12 protein-coding genes are annotated in these 12,438 nt (G+C 46.4%); 9 read left to right on the top strand and 3 right to left on the bottom strand.

Going from position 1 to position 12,438, the window contains the following annotated elements; all coding sequences use genetic code 11:
• Positions 1 to 166 precede the first annotated feature (166 nt).
• A complete protein-coding gene (locus MPET_RS05635) occupies positions 167 to 1,036 on the bottom strand; it encodes a damage-control phosphatase ARMT1 family protein (protein ID WP_013329045.1) in 870 nt (289 codons plus the stop codon).
• A 202-nt stretch (positions 1,037 to 1,238) separates the two neighbouring features.
• Between MPET_RS05635 and MPET_RS05630 the strand changes: the two genes are divergently transcribed.
• Both MPET_RS05630 and MPET_RS05625 read left to right on the top strand, forming a co-directional pair.
• Positions 1,239 to 1,526: a hypothetical protein gene (locus MPET_RS05630; RefSeq protein ID WP_013329044.1), complete on the top strand. Its 288-nt coding sequence runs from the start codon at positions 1,239 to 1,241 to the stop codon at positions 1,524 to 1,526.
• 68 nt (positions 1,527 to 1,594) lie between these two features.
• Positions 1,595 to 2,899, top strand: a complete 1,305-nt coding sequence (locus MPET_RS05625; protein ID WP_013329043.1) for a GntP family permease — start codon at positions 1,595 to 1,597, stop codon at positions 2,897 to 2,899.
• Here the strand turns inward: MPET_RS05625 and MPET_RS15690 are convergent.
• Positions 2,847 to 3,011 (bottom strand): hypothetical protein, encoded by a 165-nt coding sequence (locus MPET_RS15690; protein WP_394295956.1) that lies wholly within the window; start codon positions 3,009 to 3,011, stop codon positions 2,847 to 2,849. The genes MPET_RS05625 and MPET_RS15690 overlap by 53 nt on opposite strands.
• 199 nt (positions 3,012 to 3,210) lie before the next feature.
• On the opposite strand from MPET_RS15690, the gene MPET_RS05620 reads away from it, so the two are divergent.
• The gene (locus MPET_RS05620; RefSeq protein WP_013329042.1) at positions 3,211 to 4,503 is read left to right on the top strand and encodes an RNA-binding domain-containing protein; all 1,293 of its coding nucleotides are present in this window, start codon (positions 3,211 to 3,213) and stop codon (positions 4,501 to 4,503) included.
• 140 nt (positions 4,504 to 4,643) lie between these two features.
• On the opposite strand, the gene MPET_RS05615 is transcribed toward MPET_RS05620, so the two are convergent.
• Entirely contained in the window at positions 4,644 to 5,030 is a 387-nt protein-coding gene (locus MPET_RS05615; RefSeq protein ID WP_048130681.1) for a winged helix-turn-helix transcriptional regulator, read from the bottom strand.
• A gap of 95 nt (positions 5,031 to 5,125) precedes the next feature.
• Between MPET_RS05615 and MPET_RS05610 the strand changes: the two genes are divergently transcribed.
• The 6 genes from MPET_RS05610 (at position 5,126) to fumC (ending at position 12,125) form a co-directional block, all read left to right on the top strand.
• Positions 5,126 to 5,734: a DUF2115 domain-containing protein gene (locus MPET_RS05610; protein WP_048130680.1), complete on the top strand. Its 609-nt coding sequence runs from the start codon at positions 5,126 to 5,128 to the stop codon at positions 5,732 to 5,734.
• 41 nt (positions 5,735 to 5,775) lie between these two features.
• A complete protein-coding gene (locus tag MPET_RS05605) occupies positions 5,776 to 7,944 on the top strand; it encodes an adenosylcobalamin-dependent ribonucleoside-diphosphate reductase (protein WP_013329039.1) in 2,169 nt (722 codons plus the stop codon).
• A complete protein-coding gene (locus MPET_RS05600; RefSeq protein WP_013329038.1) occupies positions 7,944 to 8,408 on the top strand; it encodes a DUF2115 domain-containing protein in 465 nt (154 codons plus the stop codon). The genes MPET_RS05605 and MPET_RS05600 overlap by 1 nt, the downstream gene beginning before the upstream one ends.
• On the top strand, positions 8,362 to 8,526 hold the full coding sequence (locus MPET_RS15120) for a cob(I)yrinic acid a,c-diamide adenosyltransferase (RefSeq protein WP_148222191.1): 165 nt from the start codon (positions 8,362 to 8,364) through the stop codon (positions 8,524 to 8,526). The genes MPET_RS05600 and MPET_RS15120 overlap by 47 nt, the downstream gene beginning before the upstream one ends.
• Before the next feature lie 469 nt (positions 8,527 to 8,995).
• Positions 8,996 to 10,732 (top strand): NAD-dependent malic enzyme, encoded by a 1,737-nt coding sequence (locus MPET_RS05595; protein ID WP_013329037.1) that lies wholly within the window; start codon positions 8,996 to 8,998, stop codon positions 10,730 to 10,732.
• The gene (gene fumC, locus MPET_RS05590) at positions 10,725 to 12,125 is read left to right on the top strand and encodes a class II fumarate hydratase (protein ID WP_013329036.1); all 1,401 of its coding nucleotides are present in this window, start codon (positions 10,725 to 10,727) and stop codon (positions 12,123 to 12,125) included. Before MPET_RS05595 ends, fumC begins: the two co-directional genes overlap by 8 nt.
• Positions 12,126 to 12,438 lie beyond the last annotated feature (313 nt).

Genomic DNA, 12,438 nt, shown 5'->3' with positions numbered 1-12,438 from the left:
TGAAAAAGAAGAGTGAATGATCTGATTTTCATCGGGATTAATAAACTCCTGAATAATACTTGTTTCCACAAAGACGATTTTTTATTTATCATTATGACTCAGGGGGAACAAAAAATAGTTATAAGCATCATTTGCGAGATGCTTAGTCAATATCATAAGTACCGGATTATTTCTCAAGGTAAGCTACCCTTGATCCTTTTGGGACACCGAAATAATCTGCAACCTGTTCACATTTGATCATCATAAGAAAGGCAATTGGGGGAATATTGTTCTTTTTTTTGTATTCACTTAATGATTCATAATTTGCCATACCCTTGGATATTATCAAATCTGCATTTTTCATCTCATCTTCCAGTTCTCCGGATATTAATGAAGAATTAAATCCGACTTCAGCCTGAGAATCTGTATTTGTTAGTATTTTATCTGCAATTATATCCAGGCCGAGCTCTTTTGCCTCTTTCAGGGTTGCATCATTAATTATAGGATTTTTCTTGACTACAACAACAATTCTTGCTCTCTTTTTTTCTTTAAGATACTTAATGAGGAGCCTGTCAAATACGATTTCGCCGCAATTGTCGCAGATATATATAATATTCCTGCAAAAAGGCTCGAAATCTCTGATGTTCTCAATAGCAAAGCCTTTTGAAAACTCTTCCCTGAAAAAAACATCAAGATTCTTTGTCACTTCGTGTTCCGGGGACCCGTAATCCAGCGTATTTCCAATAGATGCAGCAAGACAGTAGTCGTGCAGGTTCGTTAATTTATCTTTTATTCTGTTCTCAAGTTCTATTGCATCTTTATTATTGGATTCCTTGATCTTCTTATATGGGTCCTTATTGCCTGTTATGGTGCCGACATGCCTGTGAAGTTCGCTTGATATCTCCGGAGGGGGGACCTGTGAATTTATATTTTCCATAATTTTTTGCTTGCATTCGCTGACAGCTTTTTTGATGATTTTTTCATCATCGGTGGTCAGTCTGCATTCAAATTCGATCCTTCCCAGAAGACATTCAACACATTTTTCCGATATCAACATTATTTTTCCCTTTAAAAATTTCAAATTTAAAAATCAGGTTTTGTAAATCTGGTATAATAATATTATAATGATTTATAAAAAACAATGAGACCATTACAACTTTAATATAGGTACAAGGATCCTGTTTTGTAAAAATAGTCCTGGATTAATCCTTTAATTTCTGAATCTGATGAAAAATTGCAGATTTAGCATTCGGACAAGAGTGATAGAGGCATTACATACAGTAGATGCAAACCCGCAGGAGAATCCCGGCAGGTACATGATAAGAGAATTCATTTCTCCCAAAGAAACATTTAACGTTCACTACTGTTCACCCAAAAATGGAATAGTAACCGGATTTACTGTTCAATTTTCTACAAATGCGATGCAACGGTGGAAAAAAGAACTGAAAGAGTTCATCTGCCTGACACAGTCCGAATTCCCAGAACTCACGATAAAAACAATTGCCTCGGCACTATTCAAAATATTAAGGAGACCTCCTAATCAGTGATCCAAGAGAAGACAAGTTGTCACATCAAAAACAAAATCTAAATAATTTCTCCTTCCAACTATCTTTCAATGGATCCTGTTCCGGTTTTGATCATCACACTGGCATACATTACAATCCTCGCCTTTTCCAGGAAGGTTCCTACATTCCTGTTCCTGTTCACTGGGGCAGTCGTTATGGGCCTTCTTGCGGGATTCGGATTCGAACAGGTCCTTACGTGGGCGATAGAAGGGATGGGGAATATTTTCTCTTCGTTTGCCGTTATCATACTATCCGGCATTGTCATCGTGAGATTGCTTTCCGACCAGGGTTTGCTGGATATAATAATCTCCGGATTGCGATTCGACATAAAAGATCGCGGTGTGAACGCCGGAATTATCGGCTACATACTCTCGATTCCGACTACATGCTGTATCACTACTTACCTGATGATCGCCCCGGCGATGAAAAAACCTGGCGACAAAACTCCCGGATCAAACAGGCCCCTGTATCTCGTAGCGGTAGGCAGCATCATATCCTATGTCCTGATATTTCCGACCCCTGCAACGATACCTCTCCTGACCGGTCTAGCGCCTGATTATCCGGTCTTTAATTTTGACGCAATAACAATCCCTCTCTCGTTTGCGATTCTCGTAATCATTCTGCTACTCTCCGGTTTCCTGTACCGGAAGACAAAAAGAGAAACAGTTGAATCCGTACCGCCGGAGATACTACCGGAAGAGAAGATTCCCGCCAATATTAAGATCCGTGCATGGGCCCCTTTTATCGTAATGTTTGTAGCGATACCTGTTGGACTGTTTCTTTTGCAGTTGTCCCATCTTATCCTCACGCAATTCATAATGCTTGCAGGAATGATAACCGCCCTTGCACTTGCTCCTCCTGATATCAGAATGAAAAGTTTTTCAAAAGGTGCTAAATTTGCAGGGTTAATCCTGTTTGATTTCTGTTCCGCGGGAGCGGTAGGGAAGGTGATAGTTGGTTCGGGTATAGCGAACGGCATAATGGATTCGATGATCCCCGTACTTCCCGATATCCTGGTTCCGTTCATAATCGCGGCAGTTTTTGCAACCGTACAGGGGTCCAGGGTAGTGACCGCGGTGATCTCGTCAGAAATAATTGCCACCACCGGGCTTGCAGAAACACTTCACCCGGTTCCGCTGATACTCATGATCTCGGCCGGGACATGCTTCATCTCATACCTGACCGATCCGTACTTCTGGCTCGTGCAGAGAACCACGGGCGATGACATCACGACGGTGATGAAGCATTACACCCTGCCACTGGCAGTTGCAGCAATTATCATATTCGCTGTCGCTCTTCTGCTTACGGCATTTGTCTTTCCTTATGTCGAGAATGCGGCTCTCTTGGTTGGATAAAAAAAGGATGCATGTAATTGTCCCTGAATGTCTGTCGGTGCTTAATATTCAGAATTATTCGCTGATTCCCGGAAGATATCCCCCCGTCGGCAAGTGACAACAGCAGTCTCATGACAGGATCTTCCTGCTGGGTCGGTAACTGGGTCGCCAACTGGGTCGGTAACTGGGTCGGTGGCGGCATCCAGGCCGTAACAACAAAAATGAAAATCCTATTCATCACACAATCTACCGTTCATTACCGTTCACCCATAAAATGGAACAGTAACTAATCTACCGTTACATTTTTCTATAAACATGGTGCAACAGTAACCATGGATCTGGAGGAGCTCATCTACTTAATACAATCCGGAGAATCTGAAGTTCTTGAATTCAAGGAATCGGCCGGAAAGAATATCCACCACGAAATCGCCGCCTTTTCCAACTCCGACGGCGGAAAGATAATCGTCGGAGTTTCGGATGCGGGAAAAATAGTCGGTACAGATGTAAAAGACACAATCGAGAAGGTTACAAGCTCGGTTCAGTCGATAATACCTCCGCCGGCAATAAAGACACAGAAGATATCGGTAGATGACAAAGACCTCCTCGTAATCACCGTCGACAAAAGTTCCAACCTCTGCTCGATTGGCGGAATCGTGTATATCAGGACAGGCACAGGGGTCAGGCCCCTCTCACTCCAGGAGATTGTAATGCTCTCATCGGAGATGGGAACCATCAACTGGGACGAGATCCCCATGCTCCCAAAGGAAGACGCCCGCTCCGATTACATCGACTGGTTCTTTGAGAGGGTGAAGGAGACAAGAGGAAAAACAATCGCAGACGACAACAGATCCAGATATCTCAGGAGTGCCGGGGCTATAAAAAACGATAAACTCACAAACGCAGGAATATTGTTCTTCACTGAGGCCACCGAGAACATCGCCTATGCAAAGATAAGACGGGTGGGCATGAGTGAAGACGGGCCCATGTGGAGCGAAGAGTATGAAGGGCCCGTGTGGAAGGTTATCGAAGAGGCATACGATAACCTGCTGAGAGACATAAAAAAGATCGATGTAGTGGCAGGGACAAGAAGAATAAAAGTCGAGGAATACCCCCCGCGGGCGATTCGTGAAGCCCTCATAAACGCAGTCTGCCACCGGAACTATACAATCAGTGCGGATGTGAAGATCCTCGTATATCCCGACAGGTTCGAGATAAAAAATCCCGGCGGCCTCATGCCCGGAGTGGATATCAAAGATCCCGAACACATCCCGAGAAACCCGTCATTGTCAAACCTCCTTTATGATTCGGGCTACATCGAAAGATACGGATTCGGGATAAAGATGATCGAAGAGGAGGTTGAGAACCACCCGATGTGTTCGGTCGAATTTAAGGCGGGCTCCTCCACATTTTCAGTGATATTCAAAAAAGTGCTATCTTCATCAATTGATGATACGGATAATCAGATCCTCAAGATTATAAATGTTCCAATGAAGAGCGGAGATATCGCAGCGAGACTGAAGATCTCCAAAAATACGGTTCTCAGGAGAATCGAAAAACTGGAAAAGCTCGGTCTCGCCGAGAAGAAAGGTTCGGGCTCACATACATATTATACAATCAAGAAGTAAACGGTCAGTCCCTCGCGGAGCATGCCCGGCACTTATGGTCTCATCTTCCAGTGCGTCGGGAAACCGTTGCAGTAGAGCATGCCTTTCTTCGGCGAACTCTTTCGCGGTGTCTGTGTACATCAGTTGTCTGTAAAATAATATCAGGCTCCGTTTTTTTCCGGATAAAGCTCTTCAAGAGTATGACTCTGACCATCCTCAAATACCTCGGCAGGATACCACTTCGCACCAAATTCCATAAATGCCAGGAGTATTGATATGGTATCCTGACCCTTCCCGGTGAGATGCCATTCGACCACACGTGGATTTTCTTTGATAACCTCAGCCTCAATAAATCCGTTTTCCTCAAGTTCACGAAGCCTCATCGAGAGAACCCTTGGTGTGAGGCCCGGAAGAGATCTTTTGATCTCACCAAACCTCCTGATATCTAATATTGCGATATCACGCAGTATCAGCAGAGTCCACTTTTTCCCGAGAACTCGAATAGCAACATGAGCAGGGCAGCACTTGTATTTAAATGCAGGTTGCATCGGGAAATGAGCTTTTATCTTTGAGTAATCAGATTGCATAGTATACAATTTTGCTCTACGACATTAAAGTAGTATTATTAGTATACTATGTTGGAGTGAGTCAGAAATCCGTACAGGAAAAAGAAGAGGATAGTATCTTTTCCATTTCTCAAAGAATAGCTCGCGCAAAGACAAAGGGGGAACTTGGATCAATCCTTGCAGCCGAATTGGCTGATTATAATAACACAGATCTACAGGTAATCGGGGGCTGGCTCTATGCTGAAATCTGCAGACTGCCGTCGCCCTACAGGGAACAGGTCTCGCCTTACCTGAAGGACTGGCTCTTCGGGGCGTATCACAAGCTTCTGCTATATCAACGGACAGCCAGATTTTCAACCATGAGCGAGTCAATCAGAGACCGTGAAACATTCCTTGCTTTCTGCCGGATGCTGCCCGAAGGGTGCCTGCAACGTGACGAATCGACGCAGAAACTACCGTTCAGGTACACTCTGAAACACAGGTGTTTTTACTATATCGTATCTGCCTTCACCATCTTCGTCCTTGACAATCCCGGTCATCCGGTCGGGATGCCATTTCCGGGAGGGTTCAAAGTTGAGGAGAGAGATGGCAGATTCTTATGCCCTATACGGGACCATGAAAAAGATTTACCCTTTTCAATCTGCAACTTCTGCCCGGCCATCCAGAACGAAGAAAACAAGCTTTAAACTCGGATGAACCTCAAAAATTTATTTATGGAGCCATATTGATGAACACTTCGACAATTACAGACAACATCCTTTCTGCAAGATATCTCCGGAAAGGGGAAAAGACATTTGAAGACATCTGCCACCGTGTAGCCTCTGCTCTTGCCAGCGATGAAAAAGATCGTGAACTTTTTTACGAGGCAATGACATCTCTAAGATTCCTCCCTAATTCACCGACACTTATGAACGCCGGAACGGAAATCGGCCAGCTGTCTGCATGTTTCACCCTTCCGGTACCTGATTCAATCCCAGGAATATTCGACGCCATGAAGCAGGGTGCAGTCATCCATAAAACAGGGGGCGGAACCGGCTACAATTTCTCGCATATACGGGCAGAAGGTTCTCCTGTCAGGTCGACGGACGGGGTCGCCTCCGGACCGGTTTCTTTTATGAAGGCATTCAATGCAGCCACCGATGTCATCAAACAGGGAGGAAGGCGCCGTGGTGCAAATATGGGAATACTCAATGTCTGGCACCCCGATATCCTCTCTTTTATTACCTCCAAAAAAGAGGAAGGGAGCATTTCAAATTTCAACATATCCGTGATGGTAAATGACGAGTTCATGACTCTGGTCAGGGATCGGAAATTCGATGAAATCTGGATCAAACATCCGGTCACAGGTGTCAAAGTTACCGTAGGTGAGATCTGGAATGGAATAGTAGACGGGATCTGGAAAAACGGTGAGCCGGGAGTTCTTTTTTACGATGAAATAAACAGGCACAACCCAACCCCCGGACTCGGGGACATAGATATCACGAACCCGTGCGGAGAGCAGCCGCTTCTCCCGTTTGAAAGCTGTGTCCTCGGGAGCATCAATCTCGCGGCCTGCATAAATGAAGGTAAGTTTGATGAGGAGCTTCTTGATGACACGGTCAGGATGGCGGTCAGGTTTCTCAACAATGTCATAGATGCAAATGTGTATCCTATACCGGAGATAGAAGAGGCAACTAAGAAGACAAGGAAGATAGGTTTGGGAGTTATGGGCGTACACGATGCCCTGCTCATGCTTAAAATCCCCTATGACTCTCCCGGGGGAAGAAAATGGTGCGGGGAAATTATGCATAGAATAACCGAAACTGCGGTTGAAGAGTCGCAGTTACTCGCAGAAAAACTTGGGACATTCCCTGAATGGGAGAAAAGCACATGGAAGGAGAGGAAGGTCAGAAACGCGGCCATGACGACGGTAGCGCCGACCGGAACGATATCGCTTTTAGCAGGGTGTTCGAGCGGAATAGAACCTGTTTTCTCCTTTGCATATACGCGAATGAACACTGTCGGAAAGACGTTTTTCATTGTAAGCCCGGTCTTTAAGGAGGCCCTTCACTCCACCCTCAGTGAAAAGGGACATTCGGGGGATGAACTTAAAAAAAGAGAGGAGGAGGTCATTGCACATGTACATGATACCGGATCGATCCAGGATCTTGAATGGCTGCCGGCCGATTTCCGTTCACTTTTCAAGACGGCACTCGACATCTCTTACAGGGATCATATAGAGATGCAGGCAGTATTTCAGAAATACGTGCATGCCTCGATAAGCAAGACCATAAATATGCCAAACTCTGCGGAGAGGAAGGACTGCGAGGAGGCGCTTCTTGCTGCATGGACTCTTGGACTCAAGGGAATCACGATTTACAGGACAGGAAGCAGGGACTCCGTTGTTCTCTCCCTTGGAAATTCAGAAAAGACTGCACCGGCCCAAGGCCAGGGCATCGAACGTCCTAAAGAGCTGGCGGGCAGGACTTATATGTGCCAGTCGGGATGCTGCCGCCTCTATGTAACTGTCAATCTCCTGGATGGAAAACCGATTGAGGTCTTCATAAGGACGGTTGGAAGCGGCGGATGCGATGCAAACAACAGTGCACTGGGTCGTGCGATAAGCACCGGGCTTCAAAACGGAGTCCCATATATTAAGTTCGTCAGGCAGTTTGCGAAGGTCAACTGTATCTCGGCCATCAAAAATTCCCAGTCCGAAGGGCTCTCGTGCGCAGACGTAGTCGGCAAATGTATCGACCTGACGGCAAACAACCAGACCATAACCACACTCAAGGACTGGGAGATCCGGGATATCGGCAGTAAGAGATTGTGTCCGGAATGTGGTGAACCGCTGGACTTCGGAGAGGGATGCAATCAGGGGATCTGCAAAAACTGCGGGTGGAGCGGGTGCAGCTGATGAAGGCGTCAGAGCTTTTTGAAGCAATAAAAGACGATCTGAGCACGATCTCAGAATATATCTCCCTTATGAAATGTATACATGAAACAAATTCAAAGGATTCCGCTACGCAATCTTCGATTTTAGTTGAATATGACTACGCGGCATACAGGGAGATCATGAACGAAGCCTGTCCGAATCCTGATATTGTGATCGAATCCGACCGGGTTGAAGAGTTCAGGGAGGCTCTCAACCGTTACTTTGATGAATATGCACCAGGAGAAACAGACCTGAGGTGTTATGTTACCAACATTTCACTTTACCTGGTATTTATAGCGAAAAAACCATTGCACCCGCCGGGCATCGACGTTCCGGATTTAAAGGTTATAAAAGGGGAGGACGGACATTACTACTGCAGCAGGAAAGGTAAGATATTTGATGGCGAACCCACCCTCTGCAGGTACTGTGTATGCAGGCCGATATGAACTACCCCGGACGCGACCGGGAAAGACAACGGCTGCTCTCGGAATTTCGCTCAGGACTCTCGTCTCCGGGGGAAATGTTTTTTTTGGTCAGTTCATGAAAGGTCTGAATACCGCCTAACTTATTCTTCCGGAATATTTCGAAAATTTTATACATCATCCAATTTTACTTCATCGGGATACTTTGCCCTGTAGCCGGTGGTTTCCATTATCTTCAGGTCCTGTATTGTCCGATGTCCCGGCAGAGGTCCACGCCTCAATTAATTTTCCGTCAGAAGTGATTAAGATCGATTTCCCCCTTTCATCAGTGTATCAGAAATCCATTCGCCTGCAATTAATGAACATGCATTCATCAAGAAATTTGCAGTACAATTCAGGTTAGCATTTAATCAGAGTATCAACAATATAAAAGATATTGAAGACCATTTTCAATATATTATATATGTGGACACATTATAAAGATTTAAATAAATAATAACCCACGTAACGTAATTTGCAGTATGTTTATAATGTAATTTTAAATAGCCGGCCAAATTAGTAACAAACAAGAGTATACCTGATTATTTTAGATAAAAACTGGAGTCCTAATTATGTCAAAACGTAAATTTACGGTTGAGAGAAAAACCACAGGCGATGTGTACCATGTAACAGCAAGGGGAAGAGAAGTGTTAAGTGAACCTCTGCTGAACCGTGGTATTGCCTTTACCGAAGAACAACGTGAGCAACTGGAAATTAAGGGGCTTATTGCCTATGGAAAAGCCACTCTTGAAGAGCAGGCAGAAAGAGTCTGGGAACAGGTCAGTGCAGAGCCGACACCTCTGTTAAAAAACATAGCGCTGACAGCCATGCACGATCGCAACGAAGTGCTTTTTTACCGCACAATTTGCGACCACATGCATGAGACCTTCCCCCTGATTTATGATCCGGTGATCGGTGAAGCGATTGAAAAGCACAGCCATATCTACCGCCGTCCACGCGGGATATACTTATCCATAGATGATCCTGAGAGCATTGAGACTGCTTTTGACAACCTGGGACTTGGCACCGGTGACGTGGACATCATTGCATGCTCGGACGCAGAGGAAATCCTGGGCATTGGGGACTGGGGCGTGGCAGGTGTTGACATTGTCATAGGTAAACTGGCTGTTTACACTGCAGCGGCTGGCATACACCCCGCCCGGGTCGTTCCCGTAGGCCTGGATGTGGGCACCGACCGCAGAGAACTTCTTGAAGACAACCTGTATATGGGCTGCCGTCATCCAAGGATCAGGGGCGAAAAATATGATGCTTTTATCGATAAATTTGTCTCTGTTGTCAAAAAGCGCTTTCCGGGCAGCTTTTTGCACTGGGAAGACTTCGGCCCGGGCAACGCCAGGAGGCTGATTAACAAATACCGCCAAAGCTTCTGCACATTTAATGATGACATGCAGGGGACAGGAGCCATCACCCTGGCCGGAATTCTTTCCGGGTGCAGGGTCACCGGAGTTCCCATACGGAACCAGCGCGTAGTCGTGTTCGGGGCGGGTACGGCCGGAGTAGGCATTGCAGACCAGATTCGTGACGCAATGGTCCAGGCAGGCCTCTCCCATGAAGATGCCACTTCCCAGATCTGGTGCCTGGCCAGTCACGGCCTGCTGTACCAGGGCATGCCTAAGGGTATGCGTGACTTTCAGGAATCTTTTGCCCGGCCGGAAAATGAAATGTCCCGTTTCAATAAAGAAAAAGACGGCAGTATCTCCCTTGCTGAGGTTGTGAGAATCGTAAAGCCCACTATTCTCATAGGTACTTCCACCCGCCCGGGTGCCTTTACCGAAGAAATCGTTAAGGACATGGCCAGCCATTGCGAACGGCCAATGATTTTTCCTCTCTCTAATCCGACTGAGCTGCATGAAGCAAAACCAGTTGACCTGATCAGGTGGACGAAAGGGAAGGCTCTGGTTGCCACGGGCGCTCCTTTCGCCCCAGTCACCTACAACGGTGTGACCTACGTCATTCCACAGGCCAACAACGCCATGCTCTATCCGGGACTTGGCCTGGGTATCGTCACCTGCAAGGCCAAACTGGTGACTGACGGCATGATTGCTGCCGCAGCCGAAGCCGTTTCGGAGATGAGCGATGTGTCAGGAGCCGGGGCCCCATTGCTCCCGATGGTCAGCGATCTCCGCAGGGTCTCAGCTATTGTAGCCCAAAAAGTGATAGAAAAGGCCATCGAAGAAAAAGTGGCCACGCTAATCCCCGAAGATATTGAAAGTATCGTGGCACAGGCAATGTGGCAGCCCGTGTACCCGGAAATAGTAGTGGAGGATTCAGGTGGGGAAAATGAGTGAATACAGGATAGAAACCGACAGCCTGGGCGAAGTTAAAGTTCCGGCAGACAAACTGTGGGGGGCACAGACCCAGCGATCTCTGGAGCATTTCAGTATCGGTGATGAACTTATCCCCGGGGAAATGATAGATTCATATGCAATTCTCAAAAAAGCCTCAGCCATTGTCAACCACAGGGGGGGGCGACTGGAGGATCAGCAATATGATCTGATAATCAGGACCTGCGATGAGATATTGTCAGGAGAACACAGGGACCAGTTCCCCCTGCACGTATGGATGACCGGCAGCGGAACCCAGTTTAACATGAACGTTAACGAAGTTATTTCCAACCGCTGCTGTCAGTTAGCCGGAACAGAGCCAGGGACAAAAAATCCGGTCCACCCAAATGACCACGTGAACATGTCCCAGTCATCAAATGATTCTTTTCCTGCTGCCATGTGCATTGCTGCGGCCATAGGTACAACCCAAATGCTTCTTCCGCGTGTGGAAAAACTGCATGATGCCCTCGCAGAGAAAGCCAGGGAATGGGAAGATATAATCAAGATCGGACGTACCCATATGCAGGATGCCACCCCTCTTACTTTGGGCCAGGAGTTCTCCGGATATGCAGGAATGATAGAAGATGGGATCAAACGGATCAAAGAGGCACTAAACGGTGTCTATCGTCTGGCCCTTGGAGGTACAGCCGTGGGAACAGGCATAAACGCAGCACCGGAGTTTGCTGAACAGACTGCCTCAGAGATAGCAGGTCTGACAGGGCTGCCTTTTGTGTCTGCTCCCAACAAGTTCACGGTCCAGGGTGCACACGACGACCTGATCTTCCTGAGCTCGGCCCTGAAGACCCTGGCAGTATCACTTTTCAAAATATCCAATGACATACGGCTGCTCTCCTGCGGCCCGCGTTGTGGATTTGCGGAACTTAATATTCCGGCCAACGAGCCGGGATCATCCATCATGCCGGGCAAAGTCAATCCTACACAGTGCGAAGCCCTGGCCATGCTCTCAATTCAGGTAATGGCCAACGACACCGCCGTATCAATGGGCGGAGCCTCAGGGTACCTGGAAATGAACGTATATAAGCCACTAATTATCCATAATATCATGCAGTCGATCAGGATAATGGCCGACGGCTGCCACAACTTCCGGGTCTTTCTGGTTGAAGGGACAGAACCAAATAAAAAACAGATCAGTTACCTCCTGAACCGCTCTTTGATGCTGGTGACAGCTCTCTCGCCGGTGATTGGATATGATAAGGCATCAAAGGTTGCCCATTACGCCATGGACAACGACCTTAGTCTCAGGGAGGCGGCCATGAAACTGGGCTATGTATCCGGTGAGGAATATGACAGGGTTGTTGACCCGGTTAAGATGGTTCACCCGTTTGTTGCAGAATGACCAAACCTTGCAGGCTGATTTTCAATAAAGAAACAACTGCCGGATTAGATAAAAAATCTTCAAATATTTGCATATCCTTTAGTAGTTTCTTAAAAATATAAAAATACAGATTTTAGGATAATTTGGCCAATTAGACCATTTGGGTCACTTTTAACATTATAGTCACAACTTATCGTAAAAAAACTCCCCAGCGGAGCATGCCCGGCCGTAACAATAAAAAAGAGAATTCATTTCTCCCTGCTGGAGAAATACTCATTTCTACATCTCCTAAAGCATAGTTATAATGAAGTAGTGGTCACCGATTTTATTGAGA

The organism is Methanolacinia petrolearia DSM 11571, from assembly GCF_000147875.1.
Taxonomy (GTDB): Archaea; Halobacteriota; Methanomicrobia; order Methanomicrobiales; family Methanomicrobiaceae; genus Methanolacinia; species Methanolacinia petrolearia.
This window is presented reverse-complemented; position numbering and strand designations above follow the sequence as displayed.